Raw genomic sequence first — 17,212 nt, forward strand, 5'->3', positions numbered from 1 at the left:
CTTTTTTGTTTACTATAACGTCTTTTCCATCAAGATATCCCGCTGTGCATCTTCCCCCAACTGAAACACATGGTCCGAAAACGCTGTAAAACCAAGTTTTTGATAAAAAGCCAAGGCCTTTTGATTATGCTCCCAAACACCTAACCAAACTCGGGTCTTTCCCAGCTTTTCCGCTCGGTCAAATGCGTATTCCAATAGCTGCCGTCCCAGGCCCAAGCGCTGGTAATCTGCCAGCAAATAAATTCGCTCGACTTCGAGCGCATCGGGCCCCTGGACCTCAGTTTGCGCTTCGTTCCAATTCAACTTCAAGTAGCCAGCCACTTGCTGATTATGCTCGATGAACAAAAATTCACTATTGTCATCTGCTAATTCGGCAGTCAGTTTTTCACCGGCATAGGCTTTGTCTAAGTATTCCGCTAAATCAGCGGCTGAATTATCGTCAGCAAACGTCTCGGCAAATGTTTGCCGGCTAATTGCCTGTAATTCCGCTAACTGGTCGAGGCCGACTGTTTTCAACTTATCCAAATTCATTCTCCCTCATTGCACCTTGAACGCTGGGTCTGACAGCGCCCCCGTTTCTCGGTTAAATTCCGTCAGGAAGCCCTCCATAAAGGCCGTCCGACGGTTTCCTTCCGTTTTTCCTGCCGGCGTATTTAGCTGGTCAGCCAACTTCAACAGCTTTTCATAAAAGTGATTAATCGTTGTCGTTTGATGCGACCGATATTGCGCCTTATCTTGGAGCGCAACCGGCTTAATCGCCGGATCATAAATTGGGTGGCCCTTCTGGCCGCCATAAGCGAAGGTCCGGGCAATCCCAATCGCACCGATGGCCTCCAGCCGATCGGCATCCTGGACATACTGGCCTAACTCACTGAGGTCGTAATGCTTTTCCAAATTAGCAGAGTATGACAAATGCGTAATCGTTTCGGCCACGATTGCCTGCCCAATTGGTGCAATCCCTGATTGCTGTAACAACGTTTCGACTTTGTCTTGTTGGGCGATGACGTCTGAGACCACTTTGTCATCGATTGTATCGTGCAATAGGGCCGCTGCCACCAAAATAGCAAAGTCCTGTTCGTCTAATTGGCCGTGGTCATCCTCATAAAGGGAAACCGCCAGCCGGGCTACCTGACCGGCATGTAAATAATCATGCCCAGAGGCATCCCCCGTCAACGTTTGTTCGGCAAAATCCTTAATGGCTGTTAAATCAACTGGCATCTTCCACTCGCTTTCTGCCGGGCTAAGCCCGTACTCAGTTCGTCAATCATGCCGCGTCTTGATATTCAAGCGCAACAAAAAATCCTCTAACGTCCAACCATACAAGTAACAAAAAGATAAGATAACAACAAAGTCAGGCATCATTTTGCCGCTCTCATACTTTGACACCGCGCTTTGGCAAATGTGCAAGGTATTGGCGACTTCCTCTTGGGTGAGCCCCGCCTGCTTGCGACCCTTTCGTAACTCTCGTGCTACTTGCACTTGCAGCCAATAACGCCAACTTAAGTCAGGTAAGACCCCAGTCAGTGCCATTGGTGTCTTCCAAGAAACCTTTTGAACCATGATCCGTCCTCCAACTGAAGAGCGTAATCTGACTCATTTCCCATTTAATTTCTAACTATATTTTACCGAAATTCCAACAATTTTACATTAAAAAAGACCCGCATTTGCAGGTCAAATTTTAAAAATAAACACCAGAAATTGGCAAGCCAATCGCTACCAAATACAGCGTCCAGCCAAACAACAAGTAACCAATCAATTCAACTAACAGTTCTGGCCAGGGGCGACGCCAAACCATGGGCACCGTCTTAAGCAACGGAAGCAAGATGACATCAAAGACAGCCCAGCAACCAAAGCCATACAGCGTTCCGAGTCCCTCTGTCACCCGGCCGTCAACATTGGCCCAGACAACAAAAAAGACAGCCAGTAAAATGGCATAAATGTAATGCAAAGCCAGTGGCAAATACTCAATCCGCTGTCCACCCGGCACCTTAACTGCGGACGAACGTTCCGCCTTGGTTAGACCGAGCTGTTCAAGCAGGCGTTTGGCTGGGCTTTGTTGGTTTAGACCCTGGCTGTGAATGGGCATAGTCTGCGACCAACCTAAACGAACCAGTTCGCCCAAAATTCCTGCTAAAGCACCAACCCAGAGAGCATTTACGATAATATGCATCATAACAACATTTCTCCTCAAATAATTCTGCTTAAATCATAACATTTTGGCATTTCTTTTGGATAACGGCTTTAGTTATTTTCCGCATTTGGTGAGAACTTCACGACTGGTCAACCGGGCTCAATCAGCAGGGCCACTTTGCCTGGGACGCCAGCAGTGCTATAATGCAGAAAAAGATGATTGGAGTCACATGCATGCAAATTAACGTGACCAAAGAAAATGGTTATTTGCCGACCGCCTACAGTAAGTTCGCCGCCGACAACGTCAAAGTCGGACGTTATCCAATTCAGTCCTTCCCTTTTGAAGCAAAGGACCTGCCCGCTGGGACAAAGTACCTCGCCTGGGCCTACATCGACTTTGATTCAATTCCCGTTATGGGCTTTGCTTGGATTCACTGGATCGCAGCTAATTTCCCTGTTAATGGGGATAAGGTGCGCGTACCGGCGAACTTATCCCAAAGTTTTTCAATCCAGCCTGATTTGGCCGGTGAAGACTTTATTCAGGGGGAAAACTCAACCTATTCACGCTATTTAGATGTAACAGATGACCGCCTTCGCCGTCACTACATCGGACCTGTCCCACCTGACAAAGACCACCGCTACACGCTGACCGTCTTTGCTTGCTCGGATAAGCTTGACCTTGAAGAAGGCTTCTTCTTAAACGACCTTCACCACCTAGCTACCGATGCTCCAGAATTAGTTTTGGAAACTGCTAGCATCGACATTTTAGCCAAAGCCTAAAGCAACAAAAGCACGAAAATTTAAATTTTCGTGCTTTTTAATAAGAAAAACTTAAATTATGTCTTGCTTTGGTGGAGTTTGGTATACTATTATTTTGGATGGATGCTATGAAATCCTGCTGTTGTCAGGATTTTAGCTACAATGCCAACTTTTATGTAGGTAAAATTTACAAATTAGCCGGTGACCGGCAGCCCTTAATCCAGGGATTTTTATTTATAAACGGAGGATTGTCTGTTGAAAATTAAACGCGAAAACATGAAGGACTACTATACCTTTGGCTCAACCGCTGAATTAACCCTCTTTTTGGGTATTGACCGCGAGGTCCTCTTTCAACGAGCTAAGTTACGCGGAATTGATTTGAACGGTACATATACCGAAGAAGAACTCAGTTTTCTTAAGCCCGCCAAGGAATCTGCTTTGGCCGACCTCAACGTCGATAACGAGGCAGAAATTGAAATTCTAAAAATGCGCTTGGAAATGTTGGAATCACAACTTGGCTACAAGGACCAACAACTCGATGATCGGAAGCAACACATCGATACCTTGAAGTCAACGTTGGCCAAGGCCGAACAGAATTTGGAAAAAACCCAAACAACGGTTGACCAGCAGCAACACATTCAAATGGCCACTTTGTCGCAATTAGACAAGGTCACTTCTCGTGTCCAACGAATTGAGATGGAAGACGAACAAAAGAAGCACTGGTGGTCTCGCAATAAAAAAGATAAGACCGATTCAGATAAATAAAAAGACAGCCGCTCGGCTGTCTTTTTTAGTTCACTCGATTTAAATACTTTTCCGCTAACTTAGTCATGGCCTGTTGCCAATCACCATCCGCGGCATCAAAGTACTTGTTTAAGATTGTCTGTTGTTCGACACTAATTTGATCACTTAACGCCCGACCGGCAGGCGTTAGTTGCAAATATTTAATCCGCTTGTCTTCTTTTGAGCGCTCTTCTGTCACCAGGTCGCGTGACAGCAAGTCCCGCAGGGCAACGTTTGCCGCCTGCTTTGAGATACCCAACAAGAGCAGGATTTTTTTAATGCTAACATCCTCCAGCGCGAAAATAATAAACAAAATCCGGTGCTGGTTCTTGGTCAAATTATAGTGACTTAAGTCTACCATCGAGGAAAATTCCTGGTAAGCAAAGAAGATTGTCGGTAATTTGGGGTCGATATTCAAAAGAATTTCTCCTTTTTAGGTCAATTATGTTGACTTATTTTGAAACAAGGTATATAGTTCTGCTTATAGGTAAACTTATTTGACCTATTAAGAAAGGAAGAACGTATGACTGAATATACTATATCAGATTATCTCTTAGATGTAATCAAGGCACTTGGTGCCGATGAAATTCTTGGAGTCCCCGGCGACTACAACCTTCAATTTCTTGACCACATCACTCACCGTGATGATATGAAATGGGTCGGCAATGCCAACGAACTGAACGCCTCTTATATGGCGGATGGCTACGCCCGTGAAAAGGGCTTCGCCACCTTTGTCACTACCTTTGGTGTTGGCGAACTGAGCGCTATTAACGGCTTAGCTGGTAGCGTGGCCGAACATGTCCCCGTTTTGGAAATTGTTGGTGCGCCCACTAACGATGTTCAAAACGCCGGCAAATTAGTTCACCACACATTTGGTGACAGCAACTTTGACCGCTTCATCCAGGCTCACGAAGCCTTAGGCATTAAGACGACAGTCCTTGATGCCAAGCATGCCATTGATCAAATTGATGAAACTTTGGCTTACATTCATACGACTAAGCAACCAGCTTACTTGGTTTTGCCAAGTGACTTAGTCAATGCACTGGTTAACCCAGCCTTGCAGGGTGGTATTGCCAACCGCATTGCTGCTAAGCAAGAACAAAACGTTGATCAAAGCGTTGCAGCCATTTCTGCCGCACTAGCCGATTCAAAGTCACCAGTAATCGTAGTCGGTCATGAAGTTGACCGCTTCAGCCTTGGTCAAGCAGTCAAAGACTTTTCATTGAAGAACAACATCCCCGTTGTTGACCTTGGCTTGGGTAAGGGTGCCGTTGACGAATCCTTTGCTAACTTTGTTGGAACTTATAACGGAACAATTTCTGATGAAGAAATTAACCAATTTGTTTCAGGTGCCGATACTGTTTTGGTTTTGGGTGCCAAGTTAACCGATTCCGTCACAGGTGGCTTCACCCAGGAATTTGACGATAGCCAAGTGATTAACTTGTTCGCGGCAGCCGGTTCAATTTACGGACAAAGCCTGCCAGCCGATTACGACTTCGTTGCTACTTTGCAGCAGTTGGCCTCAACTGATTTGAATTTGAAGCTGGCAAATGTGCAAGCACCAGCTGGCGACATCACTGCATTAAAGGCAACCGACAAAGCCTTGACACAGGCCTTCTACGACCGCGCCCTCCAAGAATTTATCACTGCTGATAAGACTTTGGTTGCCGAACAAGGAACTTCATTCTTCGGTTTGGCTAGTCAAAACCTGGCTAGCGGTGCCAAGTTCTTTGGTCAACCACTTTGGGGCTCAATCGGTTATGCCTTCCCAGCTACGATCGGGGCGCAATTAGCTAACCCTAGCCGTCGGGCTGTTTTGTCAACTGGTGAAGGTTCTTTGCAACTTACGATTCAGGACTTTGGTTTGGCTCTTAAGGAACGTTTGACCCCTGTTTTGTTCATTATCGAAAACACGGGTTACACTGTTGAACGTGTTATTCACGGAATGGACGAACCATACAACGACGTGCCAAAGTACCGCTACAACAAGATCGCCGAAGCATTTGGTGGCCAAGCCGACCAATACGACTTCATCGAAGTTTCAACCGAACAAGAATTGATGGACGCCATGCAAAAGGCAGACCAAGAATCAGATAAGATGGTAATCATCCAGGCCAACATGGCCATGAAGGATGCCCCAGCTCAATTGATTGAAACTGGTATTCGTTTTGAAGCCCAAAACCACTAAAATTTTAGAATTTCTATTTTCCTGCTTATAAAATTTTTTGCTCACAAAAAAGTCGACCCACGAGATACATTTCTCGTAGGCCGGCTTTTTCAGTATTAATTTTTAAGCGCTTTAAGCGGTTGCAAAGAAGTGGTTGCGTTCGCTACCAATGTTCTTGCGAACCGTGTCACTATACCAGAATGGCACCACAACACGACCAATGACGTGTTCCTTGGAAACAAAACCAAAGTAACGGCTATCATTTGAAACGGAACGGTGGTCTCCTAGGACGAAGTAAGTTCCCTTTGGAACAACCGTCTTCCCTTGATCATCCTTCTTCCACATACCCGTAGCAGAAAGCGTTCCTAATGACCATGATGAACCGAAGCTAGCCTCAGTTCCACTTTGTTGTTCATCGGTTGAAATGAAAGATTCGTTCACCTTCTTGTTGTTAACGTACAAATCCCCATCGCGGTATTCAACCGTGTCACCAGGGATTCCGATAACTCGCTTCACGTAGTCCTTGTTGCCGGCTTGAATACGCGGATCTTCCTTCCGAGCGTCAAAGACAACAACATCCCCACGCTTCACATTATGGGTCTTGGTCACCAAAACCTTTTGTTGGTCAAGCAAATTAGGAGCCATTGAATCACCGTTAATGGTAACCACGTTCACCCAAAAAGTTGTGACCACGGCGTAAACCGCAATTCCAAAGGCGATCGGTGCAATCCAATTCCAGAGAAAGCTTAAAAATTTTTTCATATTGTTTTTCCTTATTCTCTATTAAAGATAACGTCTCGTCTCTCCCTACGAACGGACGGTATTAATTGTTACATGATAGATTTTATCACTTATGAGCCCATTTGTATCGAAATGGTAAATTCCGTGGACCAAATTTAAATTTTTGACCTGGTCATCCATTAACAGGCCGGCAATCAAATCGGTTGGGTTCGGACCGGGAAAAGTTTGGTTCCAATCAATAATCAGGTTGTCCTCATAAGAAAAGGCCAACACCCGATAGTCCAGTTCGGGAACCGGTTCTGCACCTGCCGCCACTTGTTCTTGCAGCGAAACCCAGTAATCTTTTCGCGGTAATTTCATTTCAGCAATCCGCATACTTCCTCCCCTAGTTCAGTTTGTTTTCGGTAGTTGGGCTAAGATATCGGCTTCTTTTGGGATTGATGGCAACGCCCCTGGCTGAGCCACCGTCAAGGAAGAAGCGGCCACGGCAAATTTGATGGCACCTTCAATGTTATCAAAGTCCGGCGTCAACCGTGACAGCAGAGCACCGATAAAGGTGTCGCCCGCAGCCGTGGTATCAATGGCCGTCGTCTTGATGGCGTTGACCATGACTTCCTTACCAGTCACCGACTTGTAAAAGGCGCCGCGGTCGCCAAGAGTAATCAAGACGTGCTTCACTCCGGCCGCAAAGAAAAATTCGGCATTTTGAATCAATGAGTCCCGGTCTGTGACCGGAATGTTGGTAATCAACTCGGCTTCATGCTCATTTGGAATCACCAAATCAGATTCGGCCAGCAGTTCATGAGGAAAGTTCTCCTGATCTGGCACTGGGGCGGTGTTCAAGACCGTCATCACGCCCTGGTCATGGGCCATTTTAAAGGCCGATGAGACTGTTTCCAAGGGGATTTCCAGTTGAGCCAAGCAAAAATCAGCTTCAGTTAAGGCAGTTCGTTGGTTCCAGACATCTTTAGCAGACAACTGACCGTTAGCTCCTTCGTAAACATAAATGATGTTATCGCCGGTCGCCTTAGAAACCGTGATATAGGCCTGCCCAGTTTCAGCGTCCTCACTATGCAAAACATATTCCAAATTCAAATTTTCTTCATCCACCCGCGCGGCGAGGTCAAAACCTGCGCCAACCTTGGTAATGAAATTGGCTTGACTACCCGACCGGGCCACGGCCACCGCCTGATTCAAGCCCTTGCCACCCATCACCTCTTCTTGGTGCTGTGGTGTTGAGAGGGTTTCTCCACTATTAGCCAAGCGTGGCACCCGGGTCACGCGGTCCAAGTTGGTTGAGCCAATGATTGCTACTTTTTTGACCATGCTAAAATCCTTTCGCATTTGTCACTTTCTTTTCCTCCTATATTTTACAAGAAATAGCGGTAAATATCAGAAAAATGAACCAATCTGACAATTTGATTGCCGCTTATTTCTGATATAATAAAAGTAATGAAAATTCTTTGCCGGTTGTTGGAGGCCTTAACGTGAACGATGATAAAGTAAAAGCCGCTCAAATGGCTGTCGAGCTGATTCCCAACCAAGCCATTGTTGGCCTTGGTTCGGGTTCGACCGCTTCTATTTTTATTGATTTGCTCGCTAAGAGAGCTCATGAAGAATCACTCGATATCACCTGTGTGGCGACTTCCGTTCAAACACAACAGTTAGCCCTGGGCTTTGGTCTCAAAGTGGTGGATATCGATGCTGTTGACCGGATTGATGTCACCGTCGATGGTGCTGATGAAGTTGATGGCGATTTGAATGGTATTAAAGGTGGCGGGGCCGCCCTCTTGTTTGAGAAAATTGTCGCCATGAACTCAACGAAAAACATTTGGGTGGTAGACTCTTCCAAGCAGCACCAACACCTTGGCTCTTACCGCCTCCCCGTCGAGGTTGTTAAATTTGGGGTTCACCACGTTTATAACTATTTGAAAACACGCGACCTAAAGCCCGTTTATCGTCAGCAAGAAGATGGTAACTACCTCACAACCGATTCTGGTAACTACATCATCGATGTCGATATCACCGGACAGGATAACCTGGCCCAACTGGCCCTCGACCTCAAGGGCCTCACAGGTGTTGTCGAACACGGTTTGTTCATCGATGTGTGCGACGTTTTGCTCGTTGGTAATACGGGTCAAGCCATTTATAAAGATCAACTATAATATATTTTAAAAAGCGCTATTAGAGCGCTTTTTTTATGGCTGAATTCTTGAAAATGAGGCTTAAAAAGCCTATCATAAGACCTATATTACTCTTAGTTAAGAGACTTTCTAGATAAGGAAAACAACATGACCAGCCCGATCAACCAAGCAGCAATTGACGATAACCTCCACCCCGACCGCCTGCACCACCACATGGCCATCCGCTGGGAAAGGGTTGTCAACGATGAGCAAGTGGCTGCCCGAGACGCTTCCTTACGGGTGCGCGCCTCGATTGTTGGTCGCGTTGGAATTTTGTTACTGGCATGCGGTACCGGTGCCTGGCGAGTTCGCGATGCCATGAATACCATCGCTCGCTCCTTACAAATGACTTGCTCTGCTGATATTGGGTTCACCTCTCTCACCATTACCTGCTTTGACGGGGTCGAATCCTTCACCGAAAGCTTGTCGCTGGCCAGCGCTGGCGTAAACACGCATCAGTTGACGTTGCTGCAAGGCTTCGTGCAAAATTTTGCCAGTGAATATGCTGACCAAAAACCTCAAGTTATCCACCAAAAACTGGATCGAATTAAAGCAGAACCAGCGAACTACACGGCAATCCAATCTGCCCTAGCTTCCGCAATTGCCTGTGCCGGCTTTATTTTTCTACTTGGCGGCGGCCCCATCGAAATGTTGTGCTGCTTCCTAGGGGCCGGTGTCGGCCAATACACCCGCAAACTGCTGGGAGCGCGTCACTGGACGCCGATTACCACGACAGCTTTGGGAGTCGGCGCAGCTTGCCTCACCTACTTTATTAGTCTGCATGCACTGGGACTAATTTGGTCGCTCGCACCTGCCCACGAAGCCGGCTACATTGGTGCCATGCTCTTTGTCATCCCCGGCTTCCCCTATATCACCAGCATTTTGGATATTACCAAAAATGATATGCGGTCAGGGTTAGAACGGCTGACCTTTGCCTTGATGATTATCATTACAGCAACGCTGATTGGCTGGTTACTCGCACTGATCTTTGGTCTTCGTCCCGAAAACTTTTTGCCACAGGGACTGTCATTGTATCCCCTCATTTTCTGCCGATTATTGGCCTCTTTTGCCGGGGTCTATGGCTTTTCGATGATGTTTAATTCAAAGCAAAAAATGGCGATTACCGCTGGTCTGATTGGTGCGGTGGCAAATACGTCACGGCTAGAACTGGTCGACCTGGCGCATTTCCAACCGGCGGCAGCGGCCTTCTGCGGTGCTTTAATTGCCGGTCTACTAGCCTCAATGATTAACCGAACAATGCGTTTTCCTCGGATTACCTTAACAGTACCATCAATCGTGATTATGGTGCCTGGTTTGTATATTTATCGCGGTGTTTATAACCTTGGCCTCAACAACATCGGCACTGGTGCGGAATGGTTGACCCGGGCCGGCTTGATCATGTTATTTTTGCCATTTGGTCTCTTTGTTGCCCGCTTTATCTTAGATAAAAAGTGGCGAATGGTAGACTAAAAATTGATGATATTGGAGTAAGAATGAACGAATTTTTAGAAATTAAAACTAAAGTACTAAAAAATCAACCAAGAAACCACAAAAATTGGATAATTGCGCTCAGCTTTGTCTTATTGATTGATTTTCTTCTACTACTAATGATTCTTACGGGTTTTCAAAAGATGGATTTTGATTGGGTACTAAGTATCATTTCTTTCATCCCAATCACTTACCTAGTGGTTCGAAATATCAAATTAGTTAACGGCGTTAACGCTGCTGTTAAAGGCGGCGCCCTTGCGAGAATGATTGATATCAGTGACTTTGATGAAGTCAATCAGTGGTTTCAACAAAGGCAAGACTCATTTGCTAAGTCTGATATTTGGCATCATTCTTTCACGATGAAATTCACTTATGTTGCCTGGGGGTGCATCGAGTCCACCGATGCCTACCAACTATTTATTATTGATTTTTCAAACGGTCATGAATTAATTAAATTGACCATCAAAAAAGATGATTTGAACAACTATGCTAATCATGCTTTCATAACAAGCTTAATTCAGCGTATCCAAAAAATAGCAAAAATGAATCAAGCCTTTTTTCGTAAACATCTGTACTCTTACATTACTTTTTATATTTTTCATTAATAGCAACCTTCTTTCTAAAAAAAGCTGTATCGATTTTTATTGAATCGATACAGCTTAATTATTTTAATAAGGATAAATGAATTATTTTTGGATAGTAAGTGTTTTTTGACCTAATTCCAGACCATCAGCAGCCCCGGCAAAGTGAACCGTGATTGGGCCGTCATTGACCAGCTCAAAATTGAGCACGACTTCTGTCGACTGACCAGGCAACAGCTGCTTACGGAAATTCTTTGCTTCCTGAAAAGCAGGGCTATCCTTTGGCAATTTAGCATCAACATTCTGGAGATTGACTTCTTGATTATTTGACTTTTGCTTTGCCCAAATTGTGTCCGAATAGATGACAACAGAATCAATATTTTTCTGGGAAACATTGGACATCTTGGCATGCATCACCAAAATTTTACTGTTATCGGTACCAGTGATGACCTCTGAATCTTCAAAATCAAACCTCAAATTACCGGCTTTATAAGTTGTGTCATTCAGCCACCAACCGTTCGATGAGTTTTGATTGGTGTACCCATCAAACTTTGAATCATTACTAACAGAAACTTTGCTGGACGACTGTGCTTCAGAACGAGAATCAGCAGTGTCCTTATTCTGGTTAGCATTTGTACTCAGCACAATAGCAAAAGCAGCTACTGCCACAGTGGCAAAAACTAATAGGGACACAAGCTTCTTTTTATTTTGAAACATTTAGATCTCCTCTCGACTTCTAAACTAGTTCGTTTCTAAAAAAATATTATAAACAACTTATCATAATTTAGAATATTTCGCCACCCTCGTCTTTTTCTGATTCTTCTTGATAATTTTTAAAGTCAATCAAATAAAAAACCCGCCTCTCTCACGACCGAGAAAGACGGGGTTTTCTAATTTAAAATCTTAAAGCAAAGCTGTCGCAACCATATTGACGATTGGCACCACAACGATAAACAGCAAGGTTGAAGTCGTCACCACATTCGTAGCGTATTTGACATCCCCCTTGGCCTGGTTCACTAAGATTGGCAAGACGGCCAGTGCTGGCGTCGCTGCCTGGACGGCCAAAGTTTGGGCCTCCAAGTGAGGCAGATGGCCAAGAATGTCCCCACCCAAAACGAGTAGGGTCAACATAATCGCCGGCGTAAAGATGAAGCGCCCAACTAAGGCAACAATTGTATCGCGGTCAAAGCGAATACTCTTCAAACCAGCATCAGACAAAACAATTCCGATGTAGATCAATGAGAGCGGTGTTACCAAGTTGCCGACGTAAGTCAATGTTGAGGTGGCAAATTCTGGCACAGGTAGCGCTAGCAGCAAGAAAACCAAGGCCACCAAGAAACCAATCAATGGTGCTGGCAGTAGCTTCTTCCAATTAAAGGCATTGCCCTGCTTTTCCGGGCTATCATTGGCAATGATCAAAGCACCGACGGCCCAAGTTGAAATCGTGTTCATCACATAATAAACCAGGAAGTAAGACAGCGCCTTGTTTCCAAATAAAGCCACGTTTAGCGGTAAACCAATAAAAATCGTATTAGCATTGGCAACGACATTAATAAACGTCCCTTTGCGGCCAGGACGAATCTTAAAAATCCAAACCAATAGGTAGGCAACCGCGTAACTCAGGGCAAAGGAAATCAAGGCATACACTAAGCTAAGCCACCTGATAACGAGACCAATTTGTCACGGGTTAAAAACTTCAAAACAGACACAAAAATGGACGCAGGTAACGCCACATTCGTGATTAAGCGGGAGATATTCCCGCCGAAACTATCAGCAAACCAGCCCCGCTGGCGCAAAATATAACCGAGGGCAATCATTAAAATGATTGTCACAACACTTTCAATGGTATTCCAAAATGCCATAAAAACTCCCTTTCCAGGGTGGCGCTAATCCTAGCCCCATCCATCTGCAGTCAGCGCCTGCAGCGCTGACTCTCCATGAATTTCACTATTTATTATCAATTATTGTACATAAAAAAGGACTTTCGCCCTTTTCTATTGTTGCTTTGCTTTGTTTTTTTGTTTATAAATAAATTTTAGTACTTAGGTTCCCACTTCAAGTCAGCGATGGCCTTCTTCACGTCGGTGATCTTTTCCTTCGTGATTCCTTGGTCAACTGCTGATTGAGCAGTGGCAACAGCGACTGTTTCTGAGAAGACAGTCAACTGTGAAACTGGTGGCAAAACGGCTGCCCCTGGCTTTGTTGAATCAACAATTCCACCCAATGAGTGAGCTGCTGCTGAAATCATTTCATCATTCAAGACAGTAGCAGTTGATGCAATCGTTCCCAAACCAAGACCTGGGTATACCAAGGCGTTGTTTGCTTGACCGATTTCGTAAGTTACACCCTTGTATTCGACAGGGTGAACAGGGATACCAGTAGCAATCAAAGCCTTACCATCAGTCCATTCAAGCAAGTCTTCAGCCTTTGCTTCTGCCAACTTTGTTGGGTTAGACAATGGGAAGATAACTGGACGTTCTGTGTGAGCGGCCATTTCTTGAACGATTTCCTTCGTAAAGGCACCTGGTTGTGTTGAAGTTCCAACCATGATTGTTGGGTGGATTTCCTTCACAACGGAAGCCAAGTCCGTCAATGAATCAGCGTTGGCAAATTCAGAACGTGAGCGGGCGAATGGCTTTTGTTCTGGTGTCAAATCATCCATATCATCGAAAAGCAATCCTTGCTTATCAACCATGTAGATGTGCTTGCGGGCTTCTTCTTCTGACAAACCTTCTTGCAACATTTCTTCAAACATCCGGTTAGCAATTCCTGCACCGGCTGAACCAGCACCAAAAGTCAAGTAAGTCTGGTCAGACAACTTTTCACCAGTGATGGTCATGGCACCCAAAGCGGCTGCCAAAGTGATGATTCCAGTTCCTTGGATATCATCGTTAAATGTCGTAATCTTGTCCTTATACTTGTCCAAGATCACAGCGGCGTTTGAACGACCAAAGTCTTCCCAGTGCAAGTACAACTTAGGGAAAAGCTTTTCGGCTGCGGCAACGAAACTGTCGACGAATTCAGTGTACTTTTCACCGCGAACACGTTCGTGACGGTTACCCAAGTACATTGGGTTGTCCAACAATGACTGATTGTTTGTTCCGTTATCCAAGACAACAGGCAAAACGTTTTCAGGGTTGACACCAGCTGCGGCTGTATAAACCATCAACTTACCAACGGCGATATCAACACCGTTCGTTCCCCAATCACCAATACCCAAGATACCTTCGGCATCAGTCACAACGATCAACTTGATGTCACGACCATTGGCACCAGCCTTCAAAGCTGATTCCATCACGTCAGGTTCGTCAATCGACAAGTAAACCGCGTTTTGTGGGTCCACAAACAATTCTGAGTAATTTTCAATCGTGTCAGCAATAACTGGATCATAAACGATTGGCATAAATTCAACCACGTGTTGGCTGAACAACTTGTAGAACAACGTATGGTTCGTGTTGAAGATTTCCATCAAGAACAAACGCTTTTCCAAATCAGAAGGCTTCGACTGATATTGTGCGTAAGCTTGTTCTGTTTGTTCTTCCAAAGTTTGAACACGAGGAGGCAAAAGACCGGCAATGCCAAGTTCCTTACGCTCTTCCATCGTAAAACCAGTTCCCTTATTCAAGAAAGGGTTGTTTAAAATCTCAATTGGTGTCATGAGATAGGCTCCTTAGTTTTTGTTTTTTTGATTCAGACGCGTTCTGAACCTTTTAACACCATCATTCTATAACCAGGGGAAAATTATAGTCAAACACCACCCTTATCCTCACTTTTATTTATAGCAAGGCCGTAGACTTGACAGATTTTGGTATAATGGAAATAGGCAGAATGTTAAGAACTGAATTTGGAGAAACTTTTTTTGAGGATAACCGACCTACAATATTATTTAGCCCTAGCGGATTACCGAAATTTTTCACAGGTTTCGGATAAATTTGGTGTTTCCCAACCCACGATTTCTTTGGCAATGCAACGTCTAGAAAAGGAATTGGGCGCCAAATTAATCTTGCGGCATGCTGCGCAAAAAAACGTTCACCTTACCTACGCCGGTAAGGTTTTACGGCAGCACGCAGCGGCGATGGTTGAACAATATCAGGTTGCGCAAACCGAAATTAAACGAATTAATCAAGAATCATTGTTAATTGGTTTACCTCCAATTATTCAAGTTGCTTACTTTCCTGCCATTGCAACGGTCTTATCTGATGACTCGCTGACCCATTTGAAAACGGTCGAAGTTGGTGCCCAAGAGGCCATCGACCAATTACGCAATGGTGAGCTTGACGCGTCCTTTGTTAGTTATCTCGACGATATCGATCAAAGTGAATTTAATTTGATTCCCTTTGATGAGCAGCCCTTTGCTATCTTAGCTGCTGACGACTACCCCTTGGCTCAACAAGGGTCCGTATCGTTTGCTGATTTAAAAGACGAAAAATTCATCCTGTTAAAAGGTAACTTCGTTCATACCCAGGCTTTTAACCAGTTGGCCCGTACCGCCCATATTCAAGCCAACGTTTTGTTTAATTCCTCAGAACCGTACGGAATTCTTAGCCTGATTCAACAAAATCGTGGAATTGGCTTCATGGTTGCTCACCCAGCGTTAACTTTTCCGGGTGTCACCGCTTTGCCAATCACAGATGACGACCAGCCCCTATTTAAGGTTGGCTTTGCCTATCGGAAGGACCTAGTGTTAACCGACGAGCAACAGCAAATCTTTAATGAGCTTTTGGCCGCCACCAAATATGGACGGCCGGATCACCGAATACCCCCACTGGAGGAATGATGATGCAAAAGAAGAAAACCACAGCCGTTGTGGCCATTTTACTGGTAGTTTTGGCTGCAATCGCAGGATTAGTTGCCTGGCAAGGCGCTAACCAAAAAGAAGGAAAGAAGTCCGACCGTTTAACAATTGTCGCTTCAACTAACGTTTATGCCGAATTGGCAAAAACGGTTGCTGGAAAACATGCCGATGTTTCAGCAATTATCACCAAGCAATCTGTCTCACCGGAAGACTACGAACCAACCAATGCTGTTGCGAAGAAGGTGTCTAACGCAGACATCGCCTTTGGAAACGGCCTAGGTTACGATGCTTGGCTCAAAAAGTTAGCAAAGACTTCAAAAGACACCCAAGTACTGTATGTTGGGGAAGATATTTTAAACAAAAAGTCTGGTTCTAACCCACATTTGTGGAACGACCCTGACAACATGATTCAAGCCGCCCAAGGCTTAGCCGATACTTTGAGCAAGAAGGACCCTAAGCACGAGGCCGACTATCAAGCCAACGCTAAGGCTTATGCCGACAAGCTCAAGCCCGTTACCGACAAGATTGACGAACTCGCTGCTAAGGTGGCCGGCAAGGAAGTCATCGAAACGGAACCAGTTTACGAATACATGCTTGATGCCTTAGGGGCTAAGGTCGTTGGCGACGAATTTGCCGAAGCCATCGAAGAAGGAAACGATCCTTCACCCGCTGTCCTTTCAGACATCCAAAGCAAGATTAAGAACCACGAATTGGCCTTCCTGGTCTACAACACCCAAACAACGGGTGGCACAGTTGATAAGATTGTGAAGTTGGCCAAGGATAACAACGTTCCAATCGTCAAGGTGACTGAAACATCACCAAACAACACTTCTTACGTTGATTGGAAGCTCAGTGAATTGAAGCAAATTCAAAACATTGTGGTTAAATAATGTTTTGATTAAATTTGATGAAGTCTGGCCTTTTTGGTCAGGCTTTTTTGGTTGACAAAAGACCATTTAAAACATGCAAATTGCTCTTTCAAACTGTTACTGTTAGAATTATTCTTAGTGAGAGTAATTATTGTGGAGGAGAAATACAATGAAAAAGTTTTTTGCCTTTTTAGTTGCAGCAGTCGCATCTGCTTTGGTCGGATTTGGGATTGGCACCATTAACCATCCCCAAGCACAACGCACCAGTTCTGCTACTTCCTCTGCTAAAAAAGCCGTAACATCTGCCAATAGCAATCAAGGCAATGATAGCAATAACCAAACGACGGCTGCGCAAAGCACAGCCTCCTCTGCAAAATCTACTTCAGCTGTCACTTCAACCGCGAAGGTTACATCCGCTCAACAAGCCATCGCAGTTCTGACCGCTGGTCTCGGTAATAACACAGATCTCGGTTACTCTGTCCTCTCGGCCGCCCCAAACGACTTTGTCATCAAAGTAGTTTCCAAATCCATCCGGGCCCAGGGAGGCACAGGAACTGTTGGCATCTACACCGTCAGAAGTAATGGAACCTATCAATTACAATATTAAATTTCACAGCGAAAGTCGTTAGACTTTCGCTTTTTTATTCAACTTTTTTAATTCTTTTGAAAGATACGAACAATCGTGAGAATTTGAACATGATTTTAACCTTAAAAGC

General features: G+C 44.9%; 19 protein-coding genes and 1 pseudogene. 9 read left to right on the plus strand and 11 right to left on the minus strand.

Translation table 11 applies throughout. The features are described from left to right. Window positions 1-12: 12 nt before the first annotated feature. The 4 genes from BLW39_RS04565 to BLW39_RS04580 form a co-directional block, all read right to left on the minus strand. Complete coding sequence (locus BLW39_RS04565) at window positions 13-531, minus strand: GNAT family N-acetyltransferase (protein WP_059378738.1); 519 nt, start codon at window positions 529-531, stop codon at window positions 13-15. 6 nt (window positions 532-537) lie between these two features. Continuing rightward, a complete protein-coding gene (locus tag BLW39_RS04570) occupies window positions 538-1,218 on the minus strand; it encodes an HD domain-containing protein (RefSeq protein ID WP_059378740.1) in 681 nt (226 codons plus the stop codon). A 42-nt stretch (window positions 1,219-1,260) separates the two neighbouring features. After that, window positions 1,261-1,560 carry a helix-turn-helix domain-containing protein gene (locus tag BLW39_RS04575; RefSeq protein ID WP_059378741.1) on the minus strand — a complete coding sequence of 100 codons (300 nt, stop codon included), beginning with the start codon at window positions 1,558-1,560 and terminating at the stop codon, window positions 1,261-1,263. A gap of 118 nt (window positions 1,561-1,678) precedes the next feature. Next, window positions 1,679-2,173, minus strand: a complete 495-nt coding sequence (locus BLW39_RS04580) for a DUF1440 domain-containing protein (protein WP_059378743.1) — start codon at window positions 2,171-2,173, stop codon at window positions 1,679-1,681. 191 nt (window positions 2,174-2,364) lie between these two features. Between BLW39_RS04580 and BLW39_RS04585 the strand changes: the two genes are divergently transcribed. Next, on the plus strand, window positions 2,365-2,910 hold the full coding sequence (locus BLW39_RS04585; protein WP_059378745.1) for a YbhB/YbcL family Raf kinase inhibitor-like protein: 546 nt from the start codon (window positions 2,365-2,367) through the stop codon (window positions 2,908-2,910). A 234-nt stretch (window positions 2,911-3,144) separates the two neighbouring features. Continuing rightward, window positions 3,145-3,654 (plus strand): hypothetical protein, encoded by a 510-nt coding sequence (locus tag BLW39_RS04590; RefSeq protein ID WP_074717788.1) that lies wholly within the window; start codon window positions 3,145-3,147, stop codon window positions 3,652-3,654. Window positions 3,655-3,679: 25 nt separating this feature from the next. On the opposite strand, the gene BLW39_RS04595 is transcribed toward BLW39_RS04590, so the two are convergent. Further along, window positions 3,680-4,033 (minus strand): MarR family winged helix-turn-helix transcriptional regulator, encoded by a 354-nt coding sequence (locus BLW39_RS04595; RefSeq protein ID WP_143404253.1) that lies wholly within the window; start codon window positions 4,031-4,033, stop codon window positions 3,680-3,682. A 162-nt stretch (window positions 4,034-4,195) separates the two neighbouring features. Between BLW39_RS04595 and BLW39_RS04600 the strand changes: the two genes are divergently transcribed. Beyond that, window positions 4,196-5,860 (plus strand): alpha-keto acid decarboxylase family protein, encoded by a 1,665-nt coding sequence (locus BLW39_RS04600; RefSeq protein WP_059378750.1) that lies wholly within the window; start codon window positions 4,196-4,198, stop codon window positions 5,858-5,860. 111 nt (window positions 5,861-5,971) lie between these two features. Here the strand turns inward: BLW39_RS04600 and lepB are convergent, their stop codons facing one another. Genes lepB through BLW39_RS04615 form a run of 3 tightly spaced genes read right to left on the minus strand, consistent with a single transcriptional unit; the run spans window position 5,972 to window position 7,906 of the window. After that, on the minus strand, window positions 5,972-6,601 hold the full coding sequence (gene lepB / locus BLW39_RS04605; RefSeq protein WP_059378751.1) for a signal peptidase I: 630 nt from the start codon (window positions 6,599-6,601) through the stop codon (window positions 5,972-5,974). 45 nt (window positions 6,602-6,646) lie between these two features. Then, the gene (locus tag BLW39_RS04610; protein WP_059378752.1) at window positions 6,647-6,955 is read right to left on the minus strand and encodes a hypothetical protein; all 309 of its coding nucleotides are present in this window, start codon (window positions 6,953-6,955) and stop codon (window positions 6,647-6,649) included. A 15-nt stretch (window positions 6,956-6,970) separates the two neighbouring features. Further along, window positions 6,971-7,906 carry a ribokinase gene (locus BLW39_RS04615; protein WP_059378843.1) on the minus strand — a complete coding sequence of 312 codons (936 nt, stop codon included), beginning with the start codon at window positions 7,904-7,906 and terminating at the stop codon, window positions 6,971-6,973. A 161-nt stretch (window positions 7,907-8,067) separates the two neighbouring features. Between BLW39_RS04615 and rpiA the strand changes: the two genes are divergently transcribed. The 3 genes from rpiA to BLW39_RS04630 all read left to right on the plus strand — a co-directional run bounded on the left by rpiA (window position 8,068) and on the right by BLW39_RS04630 (window position 10,856). After that, on the plus strand, window positions 8,068-8,745 hold the full coding sequence (rpiA, locus tag BLW39_RS04620; RefSeq protein ID WP_074717791.1) for a ribose-5-phosphate isomerase RpiA: 678 nt from the start codon (window positions 8,068-8,070) through the stop codon (window positions 8,743-8,745). A 126-nt stretch (window positions 8,746-8,871) separates the two neighbouring features. Further along, window positions 8,872-10,233: a threonine/serine exporter family protein gene (locus BLW39_RS04625; protein WP_059378754.1), complete on the plus strand. Its 1,362-nt coding sequence runs from the start codon at window positions 8,872-8,874 to the stop codon at window positions 10,231-10,233. 23 nt (window positions 10,234-10,256) lie between these two features. Then, entirely contained in the window at window positions 10,257-10,856 is a 600-nt protein-coding gene (locus BLW39_RS04630; protein ID WP_059378757.1) for a hypothetical protein, read from the plus strand. 81 nt (window positions 10,857-10,937) lie between these two features. Here the strand turns inward: BLW39_RS04630 and BLW39_RS04635 are convergent, their stop codons facing one another. The 3 genes and pseudogenes from BLW39_RS04635 to BLW39_RS04645 all read right to left on the minus strand — a co-directional run bounded on the left by BLW39_RS04635 (window position 10,938) and on the right by BLW39_RS04645 (window position 14,490). After that, a complete protein-coding gene (locus BLW39_RS04635) occupies window positions 10,938-11,549 on the minus strand; it encodes a DUF5067 domain-containing protein (protein WP_059378759.1) in 612 nt (203 codons plus the stop codon). 186 nt (window positions 11,550-11,735) lie between these two features. Further along, a pseudogene (locus BLW39_RS04640) lies at window positions 11,736-12,694 on the minus strand (AEC family transporter). Between the two features lie 173 nt (window positions 12,695-12,867). Continuing rightward, complete coding sequence (locus BLW39_RS04645) at window positions 12,868-14,490, minus strand: malolactic enzyme (RefSeq protein ID WP_059378765.1); 1,623 nt, start codon at window positions 14,488-14,490, stop codon at window positions 12,868-12,870. Window positions 14,491-14,691: 201 nt separating this feature from the next. On the opposite strand from BLW39_RS04645, the gene BLW39_RS04650 reads away from it, so the two are divergent. From BLW39_RS04650 to BLW39_RS04660, 3 genes are all read left to right on the plus strand, one after another. Next, a complete protein-coding gene (locus BLW39_RS04650; protein WP_059378770.1) occupies window positions 14,692-15,609 on the plus strand; it encodes a LysR family transcriptional regulator in 918 nt (305 codons plus the stop codon). A 2-nt stretch (window positions 15,610-15,611) separates the two neighbouring features. Further along, the gene (locus BLW39_RS04655) at window positions 15,612-16,517 is read left to right on the plus strand and encodes a metal ABC transporter solute-binding protein, Zn/Mn family (RefSeq protein WP_059378771.1); all 906 of its coding nucleotides are present in this window, start codon (window positions 15,612-15,614) and stop codon (window positions 16,515-16,517) included. 148 nt (window positions 16,518-16,665) lie between these two features. Beyond that, a complete protein-coding gene (locus tag BLW39_RS04660; RefSeq protein WP_059378775.1) occupies window positions 16,666-17,103 on the plus strand; it encodes a hypothetical protein in 438 nt (145 codons plus the stop codon). The last annotated feature ends 109 nt before the right edge of the window (window positions 17,104-17,212 follow it).

The sequence above is a fragment of the Fructobacillus pseudoficulneus genome (assembly GCF_900108455.1).
Lineage (GTDB): Bacteria > Bacillota > Bacilli > Lactobacillales > Lactobacillaceae > Fructobacillus > Fructobacillus pseudoficulneus.

Excerpts from the sequence above, each read along its gene's own strand:
- BLW39_RS04565 (WP_059378738.1), bottom strand. The coding sequence starts at position 531 with ATGAATTTGGATAAGTTGAAAACAGTCGGCCTCGACCAGTTAGCGGAA.
- BLW39_RS04570 (WP_059378740.1), bottom strand. The coding sequence starts at position 1,218 with ATGCCAGTTGATTTAACAGCCATTAAGGATTTTGCCGAACAAACGTTG.
- BLW39_RS04575 (WP_059378741.1), bottom strand. The coding sequence starts at position 1,560 with ATGGTTCAAAAGGTTTCTTGGAAGACACCAATGGCACTGACTGGGGTC.
- BLW39_RS04580 (WP_059378743.1), bottom strand. The coding sequence starts at position 2,173 with ATGATGCATATTATCGTAAATGCTCTCTGGGTTGGTGCTTTAGCAGGA.
- BLW39_RS04585 (WP_059378745.1), top strand. The coding sequence starts at position 2,365 with ATGCAAATTAACGTGACCAAAGAAAATGGTTATTTGCCGACCGCCTAC.
- BLW39_RS04595 (WP_143404253.1), bottom strand. The coding sequence starts at position 4,033 with ATGGTAGACTTAAGTCACTATAATTTGACCAAGAACCAGCACCGGATT.
- BLW39_RS04600 (WP_059378750.1), top strand. The coding sequence starts at position 4,196 with ATGACTGAATATACTATATCAGATTATCTCTTAGATGTAATCAAGGCA.
- lepB (WP_059378751.1), bottom strand. The coding sequence starts at position 6,601 with ATGAAAAAATTTTTAAGCTTTCTCTGGAATTGGATTGCACCGATCGCC.
- BLW39_RS04610 (WP_059378752.1), bottom strand. The coding sequence starts at position 6,955 with ATGCGGATTGCTGAAATGAAATTACCGCGAAAAGATTACTGGGTTTCG.
- BLW39_RS04615 (WP_059378843.1), bottom strand. The coding sequence starts at position 7,906 with ATGGTCAAAAAAGTAGCAATCATTGGCTCAACCAACTTGGACCGCGTG.
- BLW39_RS04625 (WP_059378754.1), top strand. The coding sequence starts at position 8,872 with ATGACCAGCCCGATCAACCAAGCAGCAATTGACGATAACCTCCACCCC.
- BLW39_RS04630 (WP_059378757.1), top strand. The coding sequence starts at position 10,257 with ATGAACGAATTTTTAGAAATTAAAACTAAAGTACTAAAAAATCAACCA.
- BLW39_RS04635 (WP_059378759.1), bottom strand. The coding sequence starts at position 11,549 with ATGTTTCAAAATAAAAAGAAGCTTGTGTCCCTATTAGTTTTTGCCACT.
- BLW39_RS04645 (WP_059378765.1), bottom strand. The coding sequence starts at position 14,490 with ATGACACCAATTGAGATTTTAAACAACCCTTTCTTGAATAAGGGAACT.
- BLW39_RS04655 (WP_059378771.1), top strand. The coding sequence starts at position 15,612 with ATGCAAAAGAAGAAAACCACAGCCGTTGTGGCCATTTTACTGGTAGTT.
- BLW39_RS04660 (WP_059378775.1), top strand. The coding sequence starts at position 16,666 with ATGAAAAAGTTTTTTGCCTTTTTAGTTGCAGCAGTCGCATCTGCTTTG.